We start from the raw sequence: 25,244 nt of genomic DNA on the forward strand, positions 1-25,244 counted from the left end.
ATTGATGCATAAAAAGTTAGTATTATCATTTTTTTGAATAAAAAATACCTATTTGAGGATTTTATTGCATAATAATTCTCAGTGAGGTATACTTTTTCCTGGTGATATCTAGCATTATTCAAGAAGGAGAACGACTGCATGAAGAAAAACAAGTTTTTTTTATTTATAATTATTTTTTTATTAGCACTTATTATACCTTTTACACACGTGAAAGCTGCAAGTGATAATTATCTACAGAAAGTAAAAGACAAAGGTACATTGGTTGTGGGGACGAGTGCCGATTATCCACCGTACGAGTTTACTTCAAAAGAGAATGGTAAAACAAAATATGTTGGATTGGATGTCTCAATTGCAGAAAAATTTGCTAAAGATATCGGTGTCAAATTAAAAATTAGGAACATGAATTTTGATTCACTTTTAGTTGCATTAGAAACACACAAAGTCGATATGGTGATTGCAGGTATGAATCCTACACCTGAAAGGAAAACAAGTGTTGATTTTTCTAAAATTTACTATACTGGAAATCAATACATGCTCATCAACAAAAGCGATGCTGCACGTTTTAAAAAGATTGAAGATTTTAAAGGGAAAACGATTGGTGCACAGACAGGTTCGCTGCAATATTCACTAGTTAAGCAGCAAATGAAGGGCAATGATGTTAAAGGACTGGCCAAGCTAAATGATTTAGTAATAGCTCTTCAATCTCATAAGGTAAACGGTGTTGCAATGGAAGAGGCGACTGCTAAGGCGTTTGCTGAGAATAATCGAACTCTGAAAGTTATTAATCCAGGATTCGATATTGATGCTAGTCAGACAGGTTCAGCGATTGGGTTTCCAAAGGGTGCGGACAGCCTCGTGGAAGCAGCGAATAAAACGATTGATGAGATAAAAAAAGACAATCTAATCAACAAAGAGTACATTCCGGCTGCTGCTAAAAATATGACTACAAATAGCAAAAAAAATTCAATGATGAATTACTGGACGTACTTCGCTAAGGGGATCGAATATACGCTGATAATTACAGTAGTTTCAGTCTTCTTCGGTTTTGTGCTTGGAACACTGTTTGCACTCATGCGATTATCGCATAATAAATTGGTGCATGGTTTGGCAGTTTCGTACATTGAATTTGTTCGTGGAACACCTTTGATGGTCCAAGTTATGTTTGTTTATTTTGGAATTGGAGCGGTTATTCAATCATTGCCAGCTTTAGTTGCAGGGATTATAGCTGTTTCTTTGAACTCTGCTGCATATGTTGCCGAGGTTATTCGTTCAGGTATTGAATCCATTCCTTCTGGACAAACAGAAGCTTCAAGAAGTCTAGGAATGTCTCAAAAAGAAACATATCGTTACATTATTATTCCACAAGCTTTGAAAAATATCTGGCCAGCTTTAGGAAATGAATTTGTGACTTTGATTAAAGAAAGTTCTATTGTTTCGATTATCGGTGTGACCGACTTGATGTATCAAATGCAGTTAGTTCAATCTGCAACATATAAGGGTGTCATTCCAATTTTCATTGCAATGGTTATATATTTTCTGATGACATTTAGTTTGTCTAAAGTGTTAGGATATTTTGAAGGGAAGATGAAACATGCCTAATTTAATTGAAGTTCAAAATTTAGGAAAATCCTTTGGTGACAATGAGGTTCTTAAAAATATTAGCGAGAATGTTGAGAAGGGGCAGGTAATCTGTGTGATCGGGCCTTCAGGTTCTGGGAAAAGCACATTTTTGAGATGCTTGAACGTACTTGAGAAACCTTCTGTAGGAAAAGTTTTGTTTGAAGGCAATAGTTTAACGGGTATTGGTGAAAGAGAGCTGAATAATCTTCGCGAAAAAATGGGAATGGTTTTTCAGAGTTTTAATCTTTTCCCTAATATGAATGTTATTGAAAATATTAAATTGGCTCCTCTCAGAGTAAAGAAAATGGCTGATGCTGAAGCAACTCAGCAGGCAGAAAAACTTTTGGAGAGAGTTGGACTTGCAGATAAAGCCGAGCAGTATCCGCAAAGCCTTTCAGGTGGTCAGCAGCAACGTGTCGCGATTGCAAGAGCTCTAGCTATGAACCCAGAAGTTATGCTTTTTGATGAACCGACTTCAGCACTTGATCCAGAAATGGTGGGTGAAGTTTTGAAAGTTATGCAGGATCTAGCAGAATCTGGAATGACAATGGTTGTTGTTACACATGAAATGGGATTTGCTAAGAAGGTAGCAGATGAAATTTGGTTTATGGCAGATGGATGTATTCAAGAAAAGGGGACTCCAGAGACGTTTTTCAAAACACCTAAAACAGCAAGAGCCCAAGATTTCTTATCCAAAATTCTAAATTAGAATTTAAGGTTAGCGTATTAGTAAATATTATCTAGTTGAACACACAAATAGCATAAAAAAACAATGCTTTTATTTTTTAAAGTGTTGTTTTTTATTGCAAAATGCTTTTTCGTTCTATAAAGTTGAGAAAGGCTGTAATATAATATGAGAGTAATTACACAGTGAGGGGATGTTCTAAAATGGCAACGATGCATATTGAAAAGAAATTAAAGTTATTACCCGATCTGCCAGGTTGCTATGTGATGAAGGATATCAATAGTCAAATTATTTATGTCGGGAAAGCTAAAAATTTAAAAAACAGGGTACGTTCTTATTTTAAAAGTGTTCACGAGGGTAAAACAGCAAAATTGGTCGCTGAAATACGAGATTTTGAAACAATTATAACTTCAACTGACAAAGAGGCTTTTTTACTTGAAATAACACTTATTCAAAAACATAAACCTTATTATAATATCAAATTGAAACGTGGCACAGGTTATCCATATATAAAAATAACTAACGAAAAAGATCCAACGATAAAAATTGTCAGTCAAGTAAAAAAAGATGGTGGCTATTATTTTGGACCTTATCCGAATGTTTATGCTGCTGAAGAGACGATGCAACTCCTACAAAAGGTTTATCCACTTCGACGCTGCAATGGTTATCAAAAACGTCCTTGTTTGTATTATCATATGGGGCAATGCTTAGGAGCATGTTTTAAAGAAGTTTCACCTGAGGAATATAGCAATCAAATTAGAAAGATAAAATCTTTTCTAAACGGAAATGTTGGCAGAATCAAACAGACGTTAACTAACAAAATGAAACAAGCATCTGTTAGTTTGGATTTTGAAAGGGCAGCTGAGATTAGGGACCAAATCCATTACATTGAAATTACAGTTGAAAAACAACAAATTATTTCAAATGATAATACACCACGCGATTTGTTTAATTTTTACATGGATAAGGGCTGGATATCTATTCAAGTTTTTTTTATAAGACAAGCACGTCTGATAAAACGCGAAAAGAGAATATTTCCTTGCATTGATACTCCGGAAGCAGAATTGGAGTCGTTTATTCTACAATTTTATAATAGAAAAAATAATGTCATGCCTAAAGAAATTTTGGTTCCTGAAACTTTAAATAAAAATATTTTGGCTGATATTTTAAATAGACCTGTTCGAACACCTTACCGAGGTCAAAAAAAAGAGCTTCTGCATCTTGCCGAAAAGAATGCTCGTTTAATATTGGAAGAAAAGTTCAGGTTGCTTGAGCTTGATGATCGAAAAACAACTGGTGCTATGGATCAAATTATGAATGTCTTAGGACTTCCTAAGGGACATCGAGTTGAGGCTTTTGATCATTCGCACATTCAAGGAGCAGATATTGTTTCTGCAATGGTGTGTTTTATCGATGGTCGACCTGATAAAAGTGAGTACCGCAAGTACAAATTGCGGACGGTTGAGCATGCGGATGAAGCTGCAAGTACGCGTGAGGTTATCAGGAGGCGTTATACACGTTTGCTGAAAGAACATGTTCAGCTTCCAGATTTGATCTTGATGGATGGAGCTGAGATTCAAATTGAAGCTGCAAGAGATGTTCTTGAAAATGAATTAGGCCAAAAAATACCTGTAGCTGGTATGGTCAAAAATGAACATCACAAAACAGCTGATTTGATGAATGACGAGTTTATGAAAGTTCAGCTTGATCCAAAAAGTGAGGGCTTCTATTTGTTGCAAAGGATTCAAGATGAGGTTCACCGGTTTGTCATTACATTTCACCGCAAAACGCATTCCAAAAACTCTTTAGCTTCAAGATTAGATCTGATTCCAGGGGTTGGACCAAAATCGCGTATCAAATTGTTGCGCAAGTTCGGATCAATGAAAAAAATAGAGACGGCAACCGTAAATGATATTCAAGAGGCAGGAATTTCAAAAAAGGTGGCACAAACTATTAAAATTAGCCTTAAAAAAAGCCACTAGCTTGTTAAGTTAATGACTATTCAGCTCATTGGGCTGTATAGGTTCATAGTCAACGTCCCAAGGTTCTACATGGACGTCTGTATCTAGGACACCGAAGTTTCGGCGTAGCAAACTCTCAATTTTTTCGGTAATATGGTGGCTTTCACGGACAGACATCTGTGGATCAACCCAGATGATGATATCTACAAAAATATTTGCACCATATGAACGGCCTTGGATATTGTGAACCAATTCAACTCCGGGAATTTCTCTGACCGCATCTGTGTATTTGAGTAAAAGATCATCATCAAAACCATCAGACAGTGAAAAAGCACTATCAGAAAAAATATTGTAAGCAGTTTTTAAAATAGTAAGACCAATAAGCAGAGCTACGACACCATCCAACCAAGGCATTTTAAGATTGGCACCAACGATTGTAATAGATGTTGCAAAACTAGTCAAAGCATCATTACGAGTATCCTTTGCAATTGCAAGCAGTGAAGCAGAATTGATTTTTTTTGCGAGGTATGAATTATGCAAGTAAACACCGAACATAACACTGCCACTAAACAATCCAACGAATAAGGCGTAAATGTCAGGAACTTCTTTTTTACCAAACACAATATCGGTAACAGAAGAATAAAGCACGCTAAGCGCGACTAGTAGCATGATAAAGGAAGTTATTAACGTTGCTAGTGTTTCTGCACGCCAATGTCCATATTGATGATCTTCATCAGGAGGTCGTTGAGCTAAACGCAAACCAATCATAATTGCACATGACGAAAAAATATCTGTGACATTGCCGGACCCATCAGCCAGCAATACTTCTGAGTGGCTTATTTGACCTATTGTAATTTTCAGAAGCGACAATGTAATATAAGCAATGAGGCTTATGATTACACCTCTTTGAGCAATTTTTAAATTTTGATAGCGTTGTTGCATAGGCAAAAAGCTCCTTGATAATATTTTTGTTAGAGAAGATAAGAATGAAACTGTTTAAAATCAAAATAAAACATGTCTGAATAAGAACTGATGAAGTTCTACACAATTAATTATAGAATATTTTTTAATCAAAGCAAACACTAGCATGTTTGTTTGTGAAAAATAACTTAAAGTATTTTATTGTTAAATGTTTGAATTTTGACCGAGCAGGTGAAAACTGTTATAGTGATGCAAGGCGGTTTATGATTAATTGTCTAGAAATATGGAATCTTAACTATGTTAATTAAAGAAATTGAAAATGATAATTTTTTATCAAGTCCCCCATCTAAAGAAAGGTGAGTTGTTTAATTGTTTGTAGATCAGGTGAAAATAAATGTTAAAGCCGGAGATGGTGGCGACGGAATGGTTGCTTTTAGAAGAGAAAAATATGTTCCAAATGGCGGACCCGCCGGTGGTGATGGTGGAAAAGGCGGCAGTATTATACTGAAGGTTGATGAAGGCCTGCATACTTTGATGGATTTCAGATATCATCGTCATTTTAAGGCTAAAAGTGGTGGAAAAGGTATGATAAAGGGAATGTACGGACGAGGTGCTGAAAATCTGTACGTTTTTGTACCGGAAGGCACGACTGTGATGGATTCTGAAACCGGAGAAGTCTTAGGTGATTTGTTGCACAACGGTGATGAATTAGTTGTTGCTCGTGGTGGTCGCGGTGGTCGTGGAAATATCCATTTTGCAAGCCCAAGAAATCCGGCTCCAGAAATTGCGGAGAATGGTGAACCTGGGATTGAACGTGTTTTAAAACTTGAATTAAAAGTACTTGCAGACGTTGGCCTAGTTGGCTTTCCCTCTGTTGGAAAATCGACTTTGCTTGCAGCTGTTACTAGTGCTAGACCTAAAATTGCGGAGTATCATTTCACAACTTTAGTCCCAAACTTAGGGATGGTACGCTTAGAGGATGGTCGTGATTTTGTGATGGCCGACCTGCCAGGATTGATTGAGGGCGCGTCTCAAGGTGTTGGTTTGGGAATTCAATTTTTGCGTCATGTTGAAAGAACAAGAGTTATCTTGCATGTAATTGATATGAGTGGTACAGATGGCAGGAATCCGTATACTGACTTTCTTAAAATAAGTCAGGAATTACTCAGTTATGATAGTACTCTGTTAGAAAGGCCGCAAATAATTGTTGCAAGTAAGATGGATCTGACAGACGCACAGGAAAATTTGAAAGAATTCAAAAAAGAAATGGAAAATGATCACACGTTGAAGGAAGCGCCAGAAATAATTGAAATTTCATCTATTACACATGTGGGCCTGAAAGAACTACTTCTTAAAACGGCGTCTCTCCTTGATAAAACACCCGCTTTTCCAACCTTGGCAGAACGGGAGCAACAAGAAGATAAAGTTGCTGAGTATGTTTATCAGGGAAGTGATGAAGAACCTTTCACAATTACACGAGAACCTGATGCAACATGGGTATTAAGTGGCGAAAAACTTGAAAAGTTATTCAAGATGACAAATCTTGATCATGATGAAAGTGTCATGCGTTTTGCACGTCAGCTTCGGGGAATGGGTGTAGATGATGCTCTGCGTCAAAAAGGTGCTAAACCAGGCGATCTTGTAAGAATTAATAAATTTACGTTTGAATTTATTGAATAATCATGGGATGATATCCAAATTGTTTTTAAACTTTGAGGTTGATTAAAGGATGGATAGGAAATTAAAAAAGCGCCGTTATATTAACGGTTTTGATGGTATTCGAACTATAGCTGTGATGGGGGTAATATTTTACCATTTAATGCCTTATAATATTCAAGGAGGCTATTTGGGTGTCCCCATTTTCTTTGTTTTGTCAGGTTACTTGATTACAGATTTATTGAATCAAGAATTACAACAAAATGGACGAATAGATATTTTAGCATTTTATAAGCGACGGGTGAAGAGGCTTTATCCAGGATTGGTAACAATGATTTTTGTGACAGTTGCTTATATCACGTTGTTTCAGAGGTCATTACTGACAAATATTCGTCAAATCATGATAACAAATTTTGTCTATGTTTATAATTGGTTTCAAGTTATTCATCGCGAATCTTATTTTGATAAGTTTGGTCCGCAATCGCCGTTTACGCATTTATGGTCTCTTTCAATTGAAGGCCAATTTTACTTATTTTGGCCTTTGCTCTTAACGTTTTTATGGGTTGTTATCCGGAAAAAACAACCTATTTTTGATGTTGTTTTTATCGGAGCGTTTCTCTCTGCACTTCTAATGGCTGTGCTTTATAAAGAAGGTCAAGATCCATCACGTGTTTATTATGGAACTGATACTCGAATGTTCTCTATTTTATTGGGTGCTGCGTTATCTATTTTGTGGCCAAGCACGTCGTTAAAGAAAAAAATTCCTAATGTAGCAAAACATACCTTGAATATCGCGGGGATTATCTCGCTAATATTGATTATATGGATGTTCTTTAATATGCCTGGTGAAAGTGCGTTGACCTATCATGGAGGAATGTTTTTCTTTTCGTTACTTTCAGCAATTTTTATAGCTGCCGTTGCTCATCCAGGTGCGGATATGGATGGTTTGATGACCAACCGTTTATTTTCTTGGTTAGGTAAGAGAAGCTATGGGATATACTTGTATCAGTACCCAGTAATGGTTTTTTATGAAGCACGTGTTACCAACATTGCGGGTCATCCTTGGTTAAATGCATTTATTGAAATTATAATCATAGTGGTTGTCAGTCATCTTTCGTATACGTATATTGAACGACCATTACAACATTTCAATTATGCATACACAAAAGATACGGTACTGGAATTTTTTAAAAAGAATTCACATTACGGCTGGAAGCGGCTTTGGGGTACAGGAGCGTTAGTGATTGTTTTCCTTGCGCTTTTAGGTGCAGTTCAGCAACCGGCTGCAAGCGCCGTTGAGGGTGATCAGAAGTTACAGGCTACTATTCAAAAAAACGAGCAGAAAGTTGCGGAAAATAATAAGAAAGATGCATCGGAAACAGGTAAGAAAAAGGGTTTGAAGCAGGGAGAAGAGAATTCTTCTAAGATCCGAAATAAAACTGAATATAAAGCTAGTGATGAAAGCAAACCCACAGTTCCGGGCGGTTTAAATGAAACAATGAAAAAGAAAGCTCAATCGTTGAATATCACGGCTGTAGGTGATTCAGTATTGGCTGATGGATCAGTAAAATTACAGGATCTTTTCCCGCAAATGTATATTGATGCGAAGGTTGGGCGTCAGATGCCAGATGCGATCGCGGTACTTCAAAGTTTGGCTAACAGTGGAAAGTTAGCGGATTCTGTCCTGTTAAGCATTGGAACGAATGGTCCTTTTTCAGATGATCAGCTGAAGTCAATTATGGACATTGTCGGCAGTAGAAGAAAAGTATACTGGATTAATACGCACGTTCCGACACGTCGTTGGCAGGATCAGGTTAACGGTTCACTGAGTATGGCCTCAAAGAAGTATCATAATTTAAAAGTTATTGATTGGTATACGTACAGTAAAAATCATTCAGACTGGTTCTATGATGACAATGTACACCCAAACGAATATGGGTTGAATTATTACAGTACTTATATTGCTAAAAGCATACTGGAATAAGGGCACCATTTTCCAATGTATATGTATGACTAATCTCCCGTGAGCAGAGTCGATAGATTTATTGTTACGAAAATTTTTGATAATTATCAGTGGTGGTCATTGTAAGCTAATCTTTCTTACCTCTAGTTTTAAGTGTTATAACTGTTAGGGGCAGAGTTATGAGCAAGCAATGGCTTTTTTATTGGTCAGTTTCCAAGTACAATGCTGTTTTTTACGCTATAGGTTTATGCAGCGTTATATTAACTACTAGTACTTTGTTTGGTTAGTGTTTTTTTATCAAGGAATAAAAAGAAATGCAATGTTAAGTTGCATCTGATTGATTTTCTTTTAACAATCTGCCAAGCAAAAATAATAATAGAAGCAGGAGTCGTCAAAGTAATAAGCAGAGTCCTATTTGCAAGTGAATCACGGATAGGGTTCCGCATGTCCTGAGACTTTTCTAAAAGGCTTTGCATCATACTACATAATATGAGCATTATCAAAGCTTTGACTTCTACACACTCTTTTTCTAATTCTTTACCAAGCTTTTTTATGAAAAAATAATTTGTGCTTGAGTCAGTCTGTAACCAAAGATCAAATGTGTCTGGTTTTCAGAAGCGACACTGACTGCCAAACGTTCATCTGAGAATGAAGAAAGCAATTTTTTTAACTGACCAAGTGTTAAAGGCTTGTCCGTGGTAGATGAGATAAGTACAATGTTTTGTGATGTTTTTTTAATTGAACTAATGGGAAGCAGTTTATTTTTTGACTCAAAGAAAGTGTTGAAATCACTTTTTAAATCTGCAAGTGAAAGTTTAAAATCTACCAGACGCATTTATTAATCTCCTTAATATATTTGTATACTGCCAGTTTATGATGATATTATAATATTCGGCGGGGATGTAAACAAGCCGATTGGAATTTTAGCTGGAAGTTAGCGTATAATTTTGGATAGGGTACAATCTTTGTTATGGATAGAGTTATGAAGTTGGTTGTACTAATCTGGTAATTTAATTAAAAAATAGTCATCATGGCTTTGCAGCATGCTATGACTAATAGATTGGAATATAGTATGGAATTAGAATTTTTAGGAACAGGCGCTGGATCTCCAGCAAAATCACGTAATGTAACCGGAATTGCGTTGAAATTACTCGAAGAGATCAATGAAGTTTGGCTTTTCGATGTTGGTGAAGGAACTCAGCATCAAATTTTAAGGACTACGATTCGTCCGCGTAAAATAAACCGAATTTTTATCACTCATCTGCATGGCGATCACATTTTTGGATTGCCTGGTTTTTTGAGCAGTCGATCTTTTCAAGGGGCTCAAAAAAATGAACCTCTGACAATATATGCCCCAAAAGGGGTGCAGGATTTTGTCCAGACAGCTATGCGCGTATCGCAAACCAAATTATCTTATAAAATAAACTTTGTTGTTTTGGACAAAGAAAAAAACATTTTCGAAGATGAACGGTTTAGAGTAATTGCTAAACATTTAGATCATCGTATTGAATGCTTTGGTTTTCGAATCGAAGAAAAAGATTATCCGGGAGAATTAATGGTTGCTAAACTACGGGCCGATAATGTTCCATCCGGCCCTTTATATGGACAGTTGAAAGCTGGGAAAACTATCACACTTCAGGATGGGCGTATTATTAAAGGTCAAGATTATTTGGGAGCTCCAAAAAAAGGACGCATCATAGCAATTTTGGGAGATACACGCCAGACTGATAATATTGCTTTACTGGCTCAGAATGCAGATGTTTTAGTGCATGAGAGTACTTTTGCTAAAGATGAGGCCCAACTTGCTTATAATTATTACCATTCTACATGTGTTCAAGCAGCTCAAGTTGCAAGCAGATGTAATGTTAAAAAACTTATTTTAACACATATATCTGCACGCTATGTTGGTCAAAAAGCACGCTTACTTGAAAAAGATGCAAAAATAATTTTTAAGAATACTAAATTGGCAAATGATTTTGATGTCTTTAAAATTCCCTTTTCGAAAAAATAGGAGGTTAGGCAAAATGCAGAATTATAAGTATTTGAAAGATTTACGGAATCGAATAGCAATTGTCACAGGTGCTTCCTCAGGTTTAGGTGAGCAGATTGCTTATCAATTGGCTAAAAGAGGAGCTATCGTGGTGGTGTGTGCCCGACGAATGGATCGTCTGGAAGTTGTTAGCCAAAGATGTCGAGAGTTGTCAGGCAGGCTTTCAACAGCTATGGAACTAGATGTTGCTCGGCCAGAACAGATTGAACAAGTGATAGAGCAGGTTGAAAATGAGTTAGGTCCAATAGATGTTTTAATTAATGATGCGGGATTCGGTTTAATGGAAAATGCACTTGATTTTAAAATGGATATCGCTGAAAAAATGTTCAGAGTAAATGTTTTGGGTTTGATGTATATGACAAAATATGCGGCATTGAAAATGTCGGTTCGAAAACGTGGAGCAATTGTCAATATTGCTTCTGTCGCTGGTAAAATAGCAACGCCTAAATCGGCTGTTTATTCTGCTACAAAAGCGGCAGTTTTAGGATATTCTAATGCTTTGCGCTTGGAATTAAAGCCATTAGGCATAAGCGTTTTGACTGTTAATCCGGGTCCTATAAAGACAGATTTTTTCAATATAGCTGACAAGAGTGGTCATTATTTAGAAAATGTTGGTTTGTTTGTCTTGGACCCTGAAGAGACGGCGGAAAAAGTAGTGAAAGCGATCGGAACTTCACGTCGTGAATTAAATTTACCGTACGTATTCCAAGCTATGTATCACTTTTATCAATTTTGTCCTTGGGTAGGGGACTACTTGGCAGGAAACTTATTTAATAAAAAATAAAATTTGAATACAAGGGGTGTTCAACATGAAAAATCAGGGTCGTCTTTTGACTGCATTAGTGGTTGCATTATTAATTGTTATTTTTGCTTTACTTAATACACAGTCAATTGAAATTAGTTTTGGCTTTTGGAAATTTAGCTTACCTTTAGTTTTAGTGCTTGTTGTTTCAGTCCTATTAGGTGTCCTTATAACAGTATTGATGTCTACAGTAACGACTTTGCGTTTGAAGTCTGAACTTAAGGAAAGTCAGAAAAAGAATGCTGAGATAAAGGATAACGAGAAAAAACGCTACGAAAAAAAATTGGCAACAGTTACAGCGGAATATCAGCGTAAAATGAATGAACGCAGTACAAAAAAATCGCAAACAGATTAGTAATGCAGTAAATGGGAGTTGATTCTTTGTTTGAGGCACATTATGCTTGGAAATTTGCGTCAACTGATTTTGAAGGCAACGTAAAAAAAATATCTGAAGAAACAAATTTAAAGCCTTTAGTAGTGCAACTCTTAATAAATAAGGGTTTCAATACTACAGAACAGATAAAAAGTTTTTTAAATCCAGAAGTTACAGAGTTGAACGATCCCTTTTTAATGCACGACATGCAAAGGGCTGTCGAAAGAATTCAAAAATCTATTATAAGCGGACAAAAGATTGTTGTTTATGGTGATTATGATGCAGATGGTATTACGAGTACAACGTTGATTTATGAAACATTGGAACAACTTGGGGCAAACATTGAATATTATATTCCCGATCGCTTTAAGGATGGTTATGGACCAAACAAGAGTGTTTATAAAAAACTGATCGAAGATGGGACAAAACTGATTTTAACAGTTGATAATGGGGTCTCAGGTTTTGATGCGGTGCAATATGCCAACAATCAAAATGTGGATGTAATTATTACTGATCATCATGAGTTACCGCAAAAATTACCGGAAGCGTATGCAATTATTCATCCTAGATATCCTGGACAGAGATATCCCTTTGGACAGTTAGCTGGTGTTGGGGTTGCTTTTAAATTAGCGTGTGCTTTACTTGATGAGGTTCCTCAAGAAATGCTAGATTTAGTCGCAATCGGGACAGTGGCTGACTTAGTACCTCTGGTTGCTGAAAACAGGGCATTAGTTACTTTTGGGTTAAAAATGCTGCAGAATACGCAACGTCCTGGTCTTGAAGCTTTGTTTAAAGCGGCTGGATTAACACAATCGATGATAAACGAAGAAAACATTGGTTTTGCGATAGCGCCACGACTCAATTCATTGGGGCGCCTAAAGACAGCATCATTGGGGGTTAAGCTATTAACAACTTTGGATGAGGAAACTGCACAAACATTGGCGCAAGAGGTACAACAACTGAATCAGAAGCGCCAACTTTTAGTTGAAAAAACCACAACTGAGGCAATTAGTGTATTAAAAGGCCAAAAAAAACATCTTGTCAATGTAGTCTATAAAAAAGATTGGCATGAAGGTATTTTGGGTATCGTTGCTAGTCATCTAGTTGAAAAGACTGGAAGACCTTCAATTGTCTTAAGTGTCACTGGAGAAAACGCAAAGGGATCGGGAAGATCTGTTGAAGCTTTCCAGTTGTATGAAGCTTTGAATAATCATCGGGAACTGATGGATACTTTTGGTGGTCACCATATGGCTTGTGGCCTAACCATTTCTTTGAATAAACTTGATGAATTTCAGAATGTTCTTGATCAGGAAGCCAGAAAACAAGAATTAGACAAGATTAAAAAACCAAGCTTGAAAATAGCAGCTAAATTATCATTTAGCGAGATTGATGAAAAATTGATTAACGATTTAAAATTGCTAGCACCTTATGGTAATGGAAATCCAAAACCTATTTTTGCTTTTTCTGATTATAAAATATATGAAACAAAATTAATTGGGAAGAAAAAAAATCATTTAAAACTTTCATTAGGACAAAAAGGTAAGAAGATAGATGCACTTGCATTTTCAGTAGGCACAAAAGGTAGTTGCATTGTTTCTGATAGTAACCCTTTAAAATTCGTGGGTCAGTTAAGTCAGAATGTATGGAGAGGCAAAGTAAAACCACAGATTTTGATTTCTGATTTTGCATATCAAGGATTCCCATTGATTGATATGCGGACAAATAAATTGCAAAAAACAATGTTTAAACGAATTGGAACCTATGTTTTTTTCAGTGAAAAAGTATATCATCAATTGCAGGACTATCTTCCTGCATCAGCGGATAAGATAATAGCAGAAGGCAATGTAAATGATGGATATGAAGCGACAAATCTAATTTTTGTTGATTGTCCGCCTTCATTGGATGTACTTGCAGCAGTGCTAAAGAAAGTTTCGGCTGCAGAAATAACAATGATTTTTTATCCATACCATCCCGTATACTTAGACGGAATGCCCACGAGAAAAGATTTTGCAAAAGTTTATCGTTTTGTCATGACACATCAGAAAATTGATATAAAAAAGAAACTGCCTGAATTAGCAAATTACCTTAAGTTAAAAAAGGATTTGTTGATTTTCATGTTGCAGGTGTTTTTTGAAGTGGGATTTGTTAAAATGGATAATGGATTAATGACAGGATATAGCAAGAATCAAGTTGTTGATTTGAAGGAGACGCCCAGCTATCACTCTAGGCAGCAATTGATTGAAGTCGAAGATGTATTATTGGCAAGCAAAACTGATGAGTTGAAACGGTGGGTTCTCAAGCACATGACAGTTGAAAACTAAAGGAGCGTTCTTAATGGCATTAGATTTGACAAAATATGTGTCCAGCATACAGGATTATCCAGAAAAGGGTATTATTTTCCGGGATATCTCCCCCTTAATGGCCGATGGTGAGGCTTATAAGCAGGCGACAGCACAAATAGTACAGTTTGCACGTGATAAAGGTGTTCAAATGATCGTAGGGCCTGAGGCACGTGGATTTATTGTTGGCTGCCCTGTGGCCTATGAACTTGGTGTGGGCTTTGCACCGGCACGTAAAAAGGGAAAACTTCCTCGCGAAACAGTTAAAGCAACTTATACCTTGGAATATGGAACAGCTGAGCTGTATATGCATAAAGATGCTGTTAAGCCTGGGCAACATGTTTTGGTGACCGATGATTTACTAGCTACAGGTGGTACTATCGGAGCTACCATTGATTTGGTCGAACAATTGGGTGGAATTGTTGTCGGATGTGCATTTATAATTGAGCTTGATGAACTAAAAGGTCATGAAAAGATAAAAGATTATGATGTGTTGACCTTAATGCATTATTAGAATTATTCTGTGCACACGAAGAAGGGTGGAGACAAAGAAATTTGTTTTGCCCTTCTTTGTTATATGCATTACTTTTGAAAGAAAAGTTTATTTTTGAAAATTAAAATGCCAGTGTTTTTAAATAAGGAGTTAATAGTGATGACAAAACAAAATTTTGCAATTATCGGGTTGGGCAGATTTGGTGGAAGTATCTGCGAAACATTAGCATCAGCAGGAGCAGAGGTTTTGGTGATCGATAAGGATGAGGCGCGCATCAATGACTATAAAAACATTGCGACACAAGCTGTTATTGCTGATGCTCAAGATGAAAATACACTAAAAGAGCTTGGGATCCGCAATTTTGATCACGTGGTGATCGCGATTGGAGAGGATATCCAAGCTAGCATTTTAGTAACATTGATGGTAAAGGAACTCGGAGTAAAATATGTTACGGCTAAAGCTCAAAATGAGTATCATGCGCGTGTCCTAACCAAATTAGGGGTTGATAAAGTTATTCATCCTGAGCGGGATATGGGAATTCGAATTGGACGAAACCTGATTTCAAAAAATATGTTAGATTACCTAGATCTTTCGTCTGACATCAAAGTAGCTGAAATCCGTATAACAAGCCGTAATTTTGTAGATAAATCACTTGAGTCACTTAATTTTCGTAATAAGTATTCTTTAAATGTAATTGCCATTCGACGCGAAAAGAAAGTTGAAATAGCGCCTCAAGCTGCAATGGCACTTAAGCTAGGTGATAGTTTACTGGTTGTTGGACGAAAAAAGGATGTTGAAAATTTTGATAAACTAATGGAACAGTAATTACTGTATGATTCTATTTTTTTTCGAAATAAACCTTTTTCGAATAGCGCCTAAAAGTAATACAAGCAAAGTTAATGAAGACACTAGTAGTCCAAAGCCAAAGTAGGGTGGCCAATAGCTTAATTGAATTTTATTTTTGCCTTGAGGAAGATCAAACCCAAGAAAAGTTCCTTGAATTTTATAGGTTTTAACTTCTTTACCATTTAGTTTAACATGCCATCCTGTGCTATAGGGAATTGTGGATGCAAAAATCTGATTGTGTCCGGAAACCTTAACTTCACCGGAAAGTGACCGTTGTGAGTTATGCTTAATCTTTATTTGTTGTTTTTTAACTTGGGCCAATTGACTTTTGACCAGTTTGTTGTTTAAACGATATAGAACAAAGTTATTGAGCCAAAGAGAAGGTTTCTTGAATTTGGCAGTTAAAACAATTTCGTTATTTTTGGAATTGTTTGCAATGTTTACAATAACGGTATGTCTGAAAGTACTATATTGTTTAAGAGGTTCATTGTTAAGAAAGAGGGTAACATTGTCTGAATCCAAAGAAGAACCTAGCGTCAAATAGTAAGAGTCATTAGTTTTAGGTGTAAATTTGAAAATAACTTGAGCATCTTTTGAAAGATCATTTCGACGTAACGTCGCATCAGTTAGATTTACTTGCTGATTGACATTTTGAAAAACAACTTCATTGAAGTTAACGGCATTAAAATATTTTACTGTATCAGATGTATTAGTGATGTCTGACAGCCATTGTGTTTGATAATTGATTGGATTATCATAGAAGCTTTTCATTGCTTTTAATTTTTTGTTAGCAACATAACCTAAACTAATGGCATTAGGATTACGATAGGTTTTAGTTAGCTGGTTACTTGATATAGGAGTATAAGTTTTTAAATCAGGTTTTTCTGTTAGTGATGTAAGTGGCTGCTTACCAGAAACTTCACTTCCGTCTTTAGCGGATATAAAATATTTCATGTTTAAGAGAGCATCAGAAATAAGTGTTCCGTTAGAATAAGTAACATAATTGTCCCCGTCTGGATTACCTATCATACCAAAAAAGTCAGGAATTGATTTTTCAAGTGCTGAGCTGAAATAGGATCCGCTATTCAAACCATTTGCTAAACCGTCGTTTTTAGTTCGGCTATATACTTGACCAGTGCGGTACAATGATTGATCTTTTGTACTCAATGTTTTACTGTTTTTCCTTAAGGCGGTGGATGGTTCACTGTATTCTGCTTGTGACAAATAGCTAAGATTGTTTAATGAATAAATGGCGTTTGCACTAACTTCGATTATTGATAAAAACAAAAGCATGTAAGAAACTAATTTTGAATATTTGGCATTTGTTTTTGAGTAAGAAAATGCACCTAAGATAATTAAGATAAGAGCTGCAAAAAGGGCTGTGAAAGAAAGAGTTTCTTTTGAAATAAAAGAGAATCTTTTTATGTTGGCTAGGACATACCAGATTAATCCACCATAAATAAGAGCCGCCAATCCAATTTGCCAGGTTTGGGGGAATTCATTTTGTTTAAGAGCTCTCGCAGCTAGGTAAATCATCCAGAAACTTACAATAAAAGAGAATCGGTAAGGGTACCAAACCGGAAATTGAAATCCATGCCAGAGTAAGTCAAGCGGCTCAAAGCACAAGGATAAGAATAAGAAGATTGTTATAATAAAAGCCATCAATCTTTCTCTTAGTTTAAAGCGACTATTCACAAAGTATGTCAAGAAACCAACTAGTGCCAGTGAACCAATGAAAAGGTTAGGATAGCCCGACGGCATTTGTTCGAAGTTAAATGAACCGATAATAAATTTAGACAGCATTTTTAATGGCTGATATTCGAATTTGAAACTGATTGATTCTTGGGTATACTGACCTTTGCTATCTAAAAGAGAAAAAAAAGTTGGTATTAAGATAACTGCAGCAAGACAGATTGCAGATAAGGAACGTGATACAAAAAGCCATAGATGTTTGAATAAGTCCCGCATGTTTTGATAGTTAACTGTCTCATACCAGCAAAAGAAAAGAACCAAAAAGAGACAAATCATATAGCCCATATAATAATTATCGATTAACATCAGGCCAAGCAATAAAATGTATGCGACACTTTTTCCTTGTGTGTTGAGTTGTATTAAGCTGTAGATGATAAGGGGAAGAAAAATGGCAGCATCCAACCAAAGAAGATTAAGCTGATTTGCAATAAACCAGCCCATAAGTGCATAGCTAGTTGAAAAAAGCGGCAGAGCGATTCCATGCTGCATTTTTGTTTTTTTTAAAAGAAATGCAAAAGCTAGTCCGGCACAACCGTATTTCGTCAGTGTCAGGAGCATAATACCGGCGGTAAGTGTTTTACCTGGAAAGAAAAGAAGCAGCAAGTTGAAAGGGCTCATTAAGTAGTAAGCCCATTCACCCAGCATTCCACCACCTAGTGCCTTGGAAAAAGAGTAGAAAAAGTTGCTAGGATCATGTAGGAGAGTTCTGCGAAAAAAAGCAAAAAAGTCAACGTATTGTTGACCTAAATCAACGGTGAGAAGGCTGCTTTTTCCAAAAGGATACATTTGACGAAAAATAAAGTATCCTAACATGATAATAACGGGTAGGAAGAAGCTGATTATCAAAGCGCGATTTTTTTTTAAAAAATTATCTGGTTTTGTTCTCATAAATATAGCTCCTAGTAAAAAAATTTTTAACTTGCATATCTAACTTTAATATAGATTCCACTTAAAGTTTAGCACAAGCGCATAAGTTTTATTAAATTTTACGGGATTAAACCTTCAATTTATAATCGTTTATGGTAGGATATAACTTGAGCTGTTGAGGGCTGGTTCCTGTTATAAATTAAGCAGGGTGTTCTGGCTTGTATATACAAGTTAGAATTTGTTAATGAATTCATAGTCACAGTAAGGGGTACGAACGGTGAAGTTTTTAAAAAAAACAACTAGAAAAAATAAACAAGGCAAGTCGCAAATTCCATTTCGATTGAATTTTCTTTTTTTTGTGGTCTTCCTTCTTTTTGCTGCGTTGATTGCACAGTTAGCATATTTGCAGATTATTAATGGAACAAAGTTTGAATCAGAAGTAAGTAGCACAGATACTCAAACGGAGACTAAAAATGTGCAGCGCGGCATGATTTATGACTCTACCGGTAAGGTGCTGGTTTCCAACAATGCGTCTCGTGCTATTACTTATACTAAACCATTAAGTGTAACTTCACTGCAAATGTATAATATTGCAAATGATTTGGTTAAGTATACCAGCATTGACACTGGTACTTTGACTGCATCTAACAAAGCAGATTATTATCTTGTTGTTCCTCAGCATCTAAAAGATGTTGAGAAACAAATTGCTGGATATAAAAAAATGGGAGACAGCGCACTCTACAGTGCCGCGGTTGCTTATGTTAAGAAAAATAAATTGACTAAGAATATGACTCTGAAAGAAGAAGAAGCTGCAGTCGTGTTTTCTAAGATGAGTGGAGCATATTCTTTGTCAACGGTGTATATCAAATATAGTGGGGTGACTGATACTGAAATGTCACGAGTGGGGGAAAATCTTGCTTCTATGCCTGGTATAAAAGTTGGTACTAGCTGGTCGCGCAATTATCCAAATGGTGAATCAGTTAAAAGTGTTATTGGGACAGTTACCAGTGAAAAGCAAGGATTACCAAGTGACCAGATTAACAGTTTGCTTGCGCAAGGTTATTCACGTGATGATAGTGTAGGCTCGAGTTACATCGAATCGCAGTATGAAAATGTTTTAAAGGGAACTAAATCAGTCACAACACTTGAAACCCAGAATAATAAAATTACGCGTGAAATTAAAACTTACGGCGGGAAAAAAGGCGACAACGTAGTTTTGACTATCAATGCTGAATTTCAGCAAAAGGTCCAAGATATAATGAAAAGTGCTGTCGAAAGTGTTGGTAGTTCCAATCCGGATCTACCAGGAGCTTATGCTGTTGTCATGAACCCTAATACGGGAGGAATTTACGCTTTAGCAGGTGTCAGCCGCAATTTGGAGACTGGAAAGGTCTCTGAGAATGCACTTGGAGCAATTAATCAATCATTTGTTATGGGGTCTGTTGTCAAAGGTGCAACAGTCATGGGCGGTTTAATGTCTGGGGCTATTTCAACTGAAAATAATACGCTGGTTGATGAACCAATTAAATTACAAGGAACGGCTACAAAGTCTTCTTGGTTTAACAGTTCTGGTTCAAATAATATGTCTCTGACTGCTTCCAATGCTTTAATGGTCTCTTCTAACTCGTATATGATGCAGTTGGCAATGAAAGAGGGGGGCTTCAATTATAGCTCTGGTTCAGCATTAAGCATGTCAACTTCGATTTTTAGCAAGCTACGTGGTTTCTTTAATCAGTTTGGTTTAGGTGTAAAAACGGGAATTGATATTCCAGGTGAGTCGACAGGATATGAAGGACCTTCTACACAGGCTAACATAGGTAAAGCACTTGATTTGTCTTTCGGTAACTATGATTCTTATACGACCATTCAACTTGCACAATATATCTCTACGATTGCTAACGGAGGGTACAGACTTCAGCCACATGTGCTTCAATCTATTCATGGAACCAACAAGGATGGAACGCTTGGACAAACGAAAGCTGAATTTTCGCCTAATGTGTTGAATGTTGTTGGTGCAAATCAAAGTCAATGGGATGTTGTTAAAACAGGTTTATGGCGTGTAGTCCATGGGTCCAGCACATATAGAACCGGTGGAACGATGTCAAGTGTAAAACCTGCTGTTGCTGCCAAAACCGGTACAGCTCAAACTTATCATGGAGAAACACCAACGGAAACATTAAGTGCTGTTTCTTATGCACCAACTAAGAATCCGCAAGTTGTAGTTGCACTGGTCTTTCCTGGAATGGCAGACAGTACTACCAGTCATGTTAATACACAGGCAGTATCATCAATCTATTCTGCATTTTGGAAATACGTTCAATCGAGTGATGGTTTAGATTAAGGCAGCTTGAATGGGCTGTCAAGGCTTTTTCCTTAACGAATTCTAAAAAAACTCTAGCATCACGTACGAAAAAATGATATGATATTACCGTTAAAGGCTTAAATGCTTTATTGAATGAGTGTAGTTTGGAGGTTTGAGAAAAATGCGTGTACACATTACATTAGAATGTACTGAATGTCATGAACGGACATATCTATCAAGCAAGAATAAGCGTAATGATCCAGATCGCTTAGAACTCAAAAAGTTCTGTCCTCGTGATAATAAAGTAACATTGCATCGTGAAACAAAGTAACAACAGGATTCTTCCTGTTGTTTTTTGTTATAGATAAAGGAGTTTTAATGGAGTGAAGACTAAAGAAGTAATTAGGCGTTCACAATTAGAAAAAATCACAAAAAGCAATGAAAAATGGATAAAATCAATTAATGAAATAAAGTTATACGAAGCGCTTTTTGCAACTTCAATTTGGGAAAAAGCTAGAACTATAGGTTTGACCATTAGTTCTAATAATGAAATCGACACGAAACCGATTATTTTACAAGCGCGTATGCAAGCTAAAAAAGTTTTTGTTCCGCGTATTCGTGTAAGACATCAAATGGATTTTTTTCAATTGAGAAATGATACTGTTATCAAAAAAAACGGTTTTGGAATCTATGAACCTCAAGGAAGAAATGGCCTGATCTTGAAAGAAGATATTGATTTGATGATTGTTCCCGGCATAGCTTTTTCTTCAGAGGGAGACAGGATAGGCTTTGGTGGCGGCTATTACGATCGTTATTTGTCGAACTTTAAGGGAGCGACAGTTTCTTTAGCTGATCCTTTGAGATTATACAAGGATCGAGTATGGATATTAGATGAAACAGACCGGCAAATAGATAAAATCGTGACAGTAGAAGGGTGAGAGTGAATGGGATCATGGATGCGAAAACCATATATAACGTATGGTTTAATTTTTATTAATGTAATCGTTTTTTTTCTAATGACACTTTTGGGCGGTAGTGAAAATGTATCTGTTCTGGTAGCTTTTGGAGCTAAAGTGAATAATTTGATTCTTGAAGGACAATGGTGGCGCTTTATCACACCGATGTTTATTCATATCGGGTTTGAACATATACTACTCAATATGATAACTTTATATTTTATCGGAATTCAAATTGAAAGTTTTTTTGGTAGCGGACGTTTTTTGATAATTTATTTAATTAGTGGCATATGTGGGAATATTGCAAGTTTTACGTTCAATCCGACAGCACTTTCAGCGGGAGCGAGTACGGCTCTTTTTGGACTTTTTGGGGCTTTTTTAATGCTAGGTGAGTCTTTTAGAGAAAATCCTTATATTCGTGCGATGTCGAGACAGTTTTTATTGCTTGTAATTTTGAATGTTATTTTTGGCTTTTCCAGTAATGTTGATTTGGCAGGACATCTTGGCGGGCTTTGTGCAGGCTTTTTAACAGCTTACATTGTTGGCGTGCCTATGATCGGCAAAGTACCTGTTACAAAACGAATCGTAAGTTTATTGACGCTTATTTTTGTCAGTGGATTATTGTTAATGATGGGTTTTAAAATGTAGAAATATCCATTATAATTGATGGGAGATGTTTCTGTGAAAGAACTTTATGATGTGCAACAACTGCTAAAAAAGTTTGGAATATTTGTTTATGTTGGCAAACGTTTGTGGGATATTGAATTAATGGCACTTGAAATAGATCATTTGCACGAAGCAGATGTGATTGATAACCACACGTTTATTGCTGCTAAGTTGGTTTTGTCGCGTGAACATAAGTTCGAAGAAACAAAGGAAAAAAATCGCAATTGACGATGGAGGGACATTACGTTATGGATAAAAAAATAATTGGTGTTGATCTTGGTGGAACAACGATTAAATTTGCTATTTTGACTAAAGATGGAGAAGTTCAACAAAAATGGAGTATCGAAACAAACACTCTGGATGAAGGAGCGAACATTGTTCCTGATATTGTGGGTTCAATTAAGCATCATTTAAAGTTGTACGAAATGGAACCTAAACAATTTATTGGAATTGGTATGGGGTCACCGGGTACAGTTGATCGCAAAAATGGAACAGTTACCGGCGCATATAATTTAAATTGGAAGACTGTTCAGAATGTAAAACAAGTTATCGAAAATGAGACAGGAATCAGATTTACGATCGATAATGATGCAAATGTAGCCGCCTTAGGTGAGCGATGGAAAGGTGCTGGTGAAAACGATCCTGATGTTGCCTTTATCACATTGGGAACCGGTGTTGGTGGAGGAATTGTCTCAAATGGGGCCTTAGTTCACGGAACCGGTGCAGCTGGTGAGGTCGGACATATGAATGTTGAACCAAATGGTTATTTATGTACTTGCGGGAACCGTGGTTGCCTTGAAACATATGCTTCTGCTACTGGAGTTGTCAGAGTTGCACGTGATATGGCAGAAGAATTTGCAGGTGACTCACAATTAAAGAAACAGTTGGACGATGGTCAGGAAATTACAGCTAAAATTGTTTTTGATTTAGCCAAAAAGAATGATATTTTGGCCAAAATGGTTATTGATCGTGTGTGTCACTACTTGGGCGTAGCCTGTGCTAACATCAGCAACCTTCTGAATCCCTCATTTGTCGTGATTGGGGGCGGTGTTTCAGCTGCTGGTGATTTCTTATTGAATAATGTTGCGAATCATTTTGAAAAATACGCATTTCCATCAGTTCGTAAGACAACACATCTGCGGTTGGCTCAGCTTGGAAATGAAGCAGGAGTGGTCGGTGCTGCTTCGTTAGCTTTATCTTTAGAATAATGAATTTGTAAAAAGTGATTTAAATGGCTTGATTATTTTATTTGAGGGGAAGATATAGACAATGGTGTTACAAAAAATATCAGTCTGGGGAATTATCGATGTTGTATTATTAGTGGTCTTGCTGGTTATCGTTGGTAATCAATTATATTTGTGGCTAAAAGGGCGTCAAGTCGCTAAAATAGTTGAAAGTGATGAATTTCAACAAGGAATGCATCGAGGCCAATTAATAGATCTACGCGAGAAGGACAGTTTCAATGCCGGTCATATAATGGGTGCCAGAAACGTTCCGTTTGGTCAGTTTCGGATTATGAAAAACTCAATTCGAAAAGATATGCCTGTTTATCTGTATGATCAAGGCAAATCTTTGAGTACGAGAATAGCAATTAAATTACATAAAGATGGCTACAAAGATATCTACATTTTGAAGTCAGGCTTTGAACGATGGAATGGCCGCGTAAAAAAAAGCAAGTAATTTAATTTGAAAAAAATGCGAGTTATTTGCAAAGGCAAATAGTTCGCATTTTTGTTCGATACTAATTAAAGTATGAAAATTAATATTGATGTGCTGAATGACGTTTACGGATCGCACGGCGTCGATGTTCATCAATCATGGCTTCTTTTTCTTCAACAGGATCCACAACAGCTTTTTTAAAAGCATAAAAGCAGCCTGCTGTAACACCAACAGTAGCTGCAACGCCTACAAAAATTCCCTTAGCAAAGTTTTTCATATATTACCCTCCTAAAATAGCACTACACGGTGTATTATGAATGATTTGAGAACAAATATCCAGTTTTATGTACTAATTCAAATTGATTTATTAAAAAATTAAATGTATAAAGGGGCTGGGTACAGTGAAAAAGAAAATACTTCTTATTGTCGGTCCGACAGCAGTTGGAAAAACTGATCTATCAATTGAATTAGCTAAAAAATTAAACGGAGAAATCATCTCTGGTGACTCAATGCAGGTTTATCGTGATTTAGATATTGGCACCGCAAAGGTTACAAAAGATGAAATGAAGAATGTTAAACACTATATGATTGATATCAGGAATGTCGCTGAGCGCTTTTCTGTTGCTGAATTTGTTAAAGAATGTCGCGAAAGAATCAATGATATATTGGATGCGGGTCATCTCCCGATAATTGTCGGAGGTACAGGCTTCTATCTGCAAGCATTACTGGACAATTTTCATTTAGGAGACGATTCCTATGAAGGCTCGATGGTTGTACGTTCTAAATGGCATAAATATGCCCATGAATACGGGAAAATAAAACTTTGGGAAAAATTAGAGGAAATCGATCCAGAAGCAGCTATTAAAATTCCTTCCAATAATGAAAGAAGGGTGGTTCGGGCTTTAGAAGTTTTTGAGAAAACAGGCAAATTATTTTCAGATCAGAAAGATCAGGCAAGTACCGAGTTCGATCCTTTAATCATAGGGTTAAATACTGAGCGAAAAGCATTGTACGAAAGAATCAATATTCGTGTTGATTTGATGCTTAATGCGGGATTGGTTGAGGAAGCACATTGGATTTATGAAAAAGGAGGGGAACAACTCCCTGCCGGTCGAGGCATAGGTTATAAAGAATTTTATGCGTACTTTGACGGTAAAAAAGAATTTTCAGAGGCTGTTGAGGAAATCAAGAAAAATTCCAGACACTATGCTAAACGTCAATTGACATGGTTTCGAAATAAAATGGATGTGAAATGGTTTGATGTTTTAAGTGATAAGCAAGCAAAACAAAAGATAGATAAAAAAATAAATGAATGGCTAGTCAGGGAGTAAAT

The 25,244-nt window shown here is 36.5% G+C and carries 23 protein-coding genes; 19 read left to right on the forward strand and 4 right to left on the reverse strand.

Annotation, left to right across the window (positions count from 1 at the left end; translation table 11 throughout):
* Positions 1–138 precede the first annotated feature (138 nt).
* The 3 genes from FD20_RS02205 to uvrC all read left to right on the forward strand — a co-directional run bounded on the left by FD20_RS02205 (position 139) and on the right by uvrC (position 4,287).
* A complete protein-coding gene (locus FD20_RS02205) occupies positions 139–1,599 on the forward strand; it encodes an ABC transporter substrate-binding protein/permease (protein WP_057735953.1) in 1,461 nt (486 codons plus the stop codon).
* A complete protein-coding gene (locus FD20_RS02210) occupies positions 1,592–2,329 on the forward strand; it encodes an amino acid ABC transporter ATP-binding protein (protein WP_057735954.1) in 738 nt (245 codons plus the stop codon). Before FD20_RS02205 ends, FD20_RS02210 begins: the two co-directional genes overlap by 8 nt.
* Positions 2,330–2,508: 179 nt before the next feature.
* The gene (gene uvrC, locus FD20_RS02215) at positions 2,509–4,287 is read left to right on the forward strand and encodes an excinuclease ABC subunit UvrC (protein WP_057735955.1); all 1,779 of its coding nucleotides are present in this window, start codon (positions 2,509–2,511) and stop codon (positions 4,285–4,287) included.
* 9 nt (positions 4,288–4,296) lie between these two features.
* Here the strand turns inward: uvrC and FD20_RS02220 are convergent, their stop codons facing one another.
* Complete coding sequence (locus FD20_RS02220; protein ID WP_057735956.1) at positions 4,297–5,208, reverse strand: cation diffusion facilitator family transporter; 912 nt, start codon at positions 5,206–5,208, stop codon at positions 4,297–4,299.
* Between the two features lie 348 nt (positions 5,209–5,556).
* Here FD20_RS02220 and obgE point away from each other — a divergent pair, with 348 nt between their 5' ends.
* Both obgE and FD20_RS02230 read left to right on the forward strand, forming a co-directional pair.
* A complete protein-coding gene (gene obgE / locus FD20_RS02225) occupies positions 5,557–6,867 on the forward strand; it encodes a GTPase ObgE (protein WP_057735957.1) in 1,311 nt (436 codons plus the stop codon).
* Positions 6,868–6,916: 49 nt separating this feature from the next.
* Positions 6,917–8,827, forward strand: coding sequence for an acyltransferase family protein (locus FD20_RS02230; RefSeq protein WP_057735958.1), 1,911 nt, complete (start codon positions 6,917–6,919; stop codon positions 8,825–8,827).
* 529 nt (positions 8,828–9,356) lie between these two features.
* Here the strand turns inward: FD20_RS02230 and FD20_RS02235 are convergent.
* Positions 9,357–9,641 (reverse strand): hypothetical protein, encoded by a 285-nt coding sequence (locus FD20_RS02235; RefSeq protein WP_057735959.1) that lies wholly within the window; start codon positions 9,639–9,641, stop codon positions 9,357–9,359.
* 237 nt (positions 9,642–9,878) lie between these two features.
* Here FD20_RS02235 and rnz point away from each other — a divergent pair, with 237 nt between their 5' ends.
* The 6 genes from rnz to FD20_RS02265 all read left to right on the forward strand — a co-directional run bounded on the left by rnz (position 9,879) and on the right by FD20_RS02265 (position 15,688).
* A complete protein-coding gene (rnz, locus tag FD20_RS02240) occupies positions 9,879–10,817 on the forward strand; it encodes a ribonuclease Z (protein WP_057736059.1) in 939 nt (312 codons plus the stop codon).
* A 13-nt stretch (positions 10,818–10,830) separates the two neighbouring features.
* Complete coding sequence (locus FD20_RS02245; protein ID WP_057735960.1) at positions 10,831–11,640, forward strand: SDR family NAD(P)-dependent oxidoreductase; 810 nt, start codon at positions 10,831–10,833, stop codon at positions 11,638–11,640.
* Positions 11,641–11,665: 25 nt separating this feature from the next.
* The gene (locus FD20_RS02250) at positions 11,666–12,013 is read left to right on the forward strand and encodes a lipopolysaccharide assembly protein LapA domain-containing protein (RefSeq protein WP_057735961.1); all 348 of its coding nucleotides are present in this window, start codon (positions 11,666–11,668) and stop codon (positions 12,011–12,013) included.
* Between the two features lie 26 nt (positions 12,014–12,039).
* A complete protein-coding gene (gene recJ, locus FD20_RS02255) occupies positions 12,040–14,352 on the forward strand; it encodes a single-stranded-DNA-specific exonuclease RecJ (protein ID WP_057735962.1) in 2,313 nt (770 codons plus the stop codon).
* A gap of 13 nt (positions 14,353–14,365) precedes the next feature.
* Positions 14,366–14,884, forward strand: a complete 519-nt coding sequence (locus FD20_RS02260; RefSeq protein ID WP_057735963.1) for an adenine phosphoribosyltransferase — start codon at positions 14,366–14,368, stop codon at positions 14,882–14,884.
* A 138-nt stretch (positions 14,885–15,022) separates the two neighbouring features.
* Positions 15,023–15,688 (forward strand): potassium channel family protein, encoded by a 666-nt coding sequence (locus FD20_RS02265; protein ID WP_057735964.1) that lies wholly within the window; start codon positions 15,023–15,025, stop codon positions 15,686–15,688.
* On the opposite strand, the gene FD20_RS02270 is transcribed toward FD20_RS02265, so the two are convergent.
* Positions 15,689–18,349, reverse strand: a complete 2,661-nt coding sequence (locus FD20_RS02270) for a YfhO family protein (RefSeq protein WP_057735965.1) — start codon at positions 18,347–18,349, stop codon at positions 15,689–15,691.
* Between the two features lie 256 nt (positions 18,350–18,605).
* Between FD20_RS02270 and FD20_RS02275 the strand changes: the two genes are divergently transcribed.
* From FD20_RS02275 to FD20_RS02305, 7 genes are all read left to right on the forward strand, one after another.
* Positions 18,606–20,669 carry a peptidoglycan D,D-transpeptidase FtsI family protein gene (locus tag FD20_RS02275; RefSeq protein ID WP_057735966.1) on the forward strand — a complete coding sequence of 688 codons (2,064 nt, stop codon included), beginning with the start codon at positions 18,606–18,608 and terminating at the stop codon, positions 20,667–20,669.
* A gap of 142 nt (positions 20,670–20,811) precedes the next feature.
* The gene (gene rpmG, locus FD20_RS02280; protein ID WP_057735967.1) at positions 20,812–20,961 is read left to right on the forward strand and encodes a 50S ribosomal protein L33; all 150 of its coding nucleotides are present in this window, start codon (positions 20,812–20,814) and stop codon (positions 20,959–20,961) included.
* Positions 20,962–21,013: 52 nt separating this feature from the next.
* On the forward strand, positions 21,014–21,568 hold the full coding sequence (locus FD20_RS02285) for a 5-formyltetrahydrofolate cyclo-ligase (protein ID WP_057735968.1): 555 nt from the start codon (positions 21,014–21,016) through the stop codon (positions 21,566–21,568).
* Between the two features lie 6 nt (positions 21,569–21,574).
* The gene (locus tag FD20_RS02290; RefSeq protein WP_057735969.1) at positions 21,575–22,234 is read left to right on the forward strand and encodes a rhomboid family intramembrane serine protease; all 660 of its coding nucleotides are present in this window, start codon (positions 21,575–21,577) and stop codon (positions 22,232–22,234) included.
* Between the two features lie 33 nt (positions 22,235–22,267).
* The gene (locus tag FD20_RS02295; RefSeq protein ID WP_057735970.1) at positions 22,268–22,480 is read left to right on the forward strand and encodes a YqgQ family protein; all 213 of its coding nucleotides are present in this window, start codon (positions 22,268–22,270) and stop codon (positions 22,478–22,480) included.
* A gap of 20 nt (positions 22,481–22,500) precedes the next feature.
* Positions 22,501–23,460 carry an ROK family glucokinase gene (locus FD20_RS02300; RefSeq protein WP_057735971.1) on the forward strand — a complete coding sequence of 320 codons (960 nt, stop codon included), beginning with the start codon at positions 22,501–22,503 and terminating at the stop codon, positions 23,458–23,460.
* A gap of 61 nt (positions 23,461–23,521) precedes the next feature.
* Positions 23,522–23,932 carry a rhodanese-like domain-containing protein gene (locus FD20_RS02305; protein WP_057735972.1) on the forward strand — a complete coding sequence of 137 codons (411 nt, stop codon included), beginning with the start codon at positions 23,522–23,524 and terminating at the stop codon, positions 23,930–23,932.
* Between the two features lie 79 nt (positions 23,933–24,011).
* On the opposite strand, the gene FD20_RS12935 is transcribed toward FD20_RS02305, so the two are convergent.
* A complete protein-coding gene (locus FD20_RS12935; protein WP_083489012.1) occupies positions 24,012–24,188 on the reverse strand; it encodes a DUF3042 family protein in 177 nt (58 codons plus the stop codon).
* Positions 24,189–24,312: 124 nt separating this feature from the next.
* Between FD20_RS12935 and miaA the strand changes: the two genes are divergently transcribed.
* Positions 24,313–25,242 (forward strand): tRNA (adenosine(37)-N6)-dimethylallyltransferase MiaA, encoded by a 930-nt coding sequence (miaA, locus tag FD20_RS02310; RefSeq protein ID WP_057735973.1) that lies wholly within the window; start codon positions 24,313–24,315, stop codon positions 25,240–25,242.
* Positions 25,243–25,244: the final 2 nt, after the last annotated feature.

The organism is Liquorilactobacillus uvarum DSM 19971 (genome assembly GCF_001434935.1).
Lineage (GTDB): Bacteria > Bacillota > Bacilli > Lactobacillales > Lactobacillaceae > Liquorilactobacillus > Liquorilactobacillus uvarum.

Excerpts from the sequence above, each read along its gene's own strand:
- FD20_RS02265 (WP_057735964.1), top strand. The coding sequence starts at position 15,023 with ATGACAAAACAAAATTTTGCAATTATCGGGTTGGGCAGATTTGGTGGA.
- FD20_RS12935 (WP_083489012.1), bottom strand. The coding sequence starts at position 24,188 with ATGAAAAACTTTGCTAAGGGAATTTTTGTAGGCGTTGCAGCTACTGTT.
- FD20_RS02210 (WP_057735954.1), top strand. The coding sequence starts at position 1,592 with ATGCCTAATTTAATTGAAGTTCAAAATTTAGGAAAATCCTTTGGTGAC.
- FD20_RS02245 (WP_057735960.1), top strand. The coding sequence starts at position 10,831 with ATGCAGAATTATAAGTATTTGAAAGATTTACGGAATCGAATAGCAATT.
- FD20_RS02300 (WP_057735971.1), top strand. The coding sequence starts at position 22,501 with ATGGATAAAAAAATAATTGGTGTTGATCTTGGTGGAACAACGATTAAA.
- rnz (WP_057736059.1), top strand. The coding sequence starts at position 9,879 with ATGGAATTAGAATTTTTAGGAACAGGCGCTGGATCTCCAGCAAAATCA.
- FD20_RS02220 (WP_057735956.1), bottom strand. The coding sequence starts at position 5,208 with ATGCAACAACGCTATCAAAATTTAAAAATTGCTCAAAGAGGTGTAATC.
- uvrC (WP_057735955.1), top strand. The coding sequence starts at position 2,509 with ATGGCAACGATGCATATTGAAAAGAAATTAAAGTTATTACCCGATCTG.
- FD20_RS02235 (WP_057735959.1), bottom strand. The coding sequence starts at position 9,641 with ATGCGTCTGGTAGATTTTAAACTTTCACTTGCAGATTTAAAAAGTGAT.
- FD20_RS02230 (WP_057735958.1), top strand. The coding sequence starts at position 6,917 with ATGGATAGGAAATTAAAAAAGCGCCGTTATATTAACGGTTTTGATGGT.
- FD20_RS02305 (WP_057735972.1), top strand. The coding sequence starts at position 23,522 with ATGGTGTTACAAAAAATATCAGTCTGGGGAATTATCGATGTTGTATTA.
- FD20_RS02205 (WP_057735953.1), top strand. The coding sequence starts at position 139 with ATGAAGAAAAACAAGTTTTTTTTATTTATAATTATTTTTTTATTAGCA.
- FD20_RS02290 (WP_057735969.1), top strand. The coding sequence starts at position 21,575 with ATGGGATCATGGATGCGAAAACCATATATAACGTATGGTTTAATTTTT.
- FD20_RS02270 (WP_057735965.1), bottom strand. The coding sequence starts at position 18,349 with ATGAGAACAAAACCAGATAATTTTTTAAAAAAAAATCGCGCTTTGATA.
- rpmG (WP_057735967.1), top strand. The coding sequence starts at position 20,812 with ATGCGTGTACACATTACATTAGAATGTACTGAATGTCATGAACGGACA.
- FD20_RS02250 (WP_057735961.1), top strand. The coding sequence starts at position 11,666 with ATGAAAAATCAGGGTCGTCTTTTGACTGCATTAGTGGTTGCATTATTA.
- FD20_RS02260 (WP_057735963.1), top strand. The coding sequence starts at position 14,366 with ATGGCATTAGATTTGACAAAATATGTGTCCAGCATACAGGATTATCCA.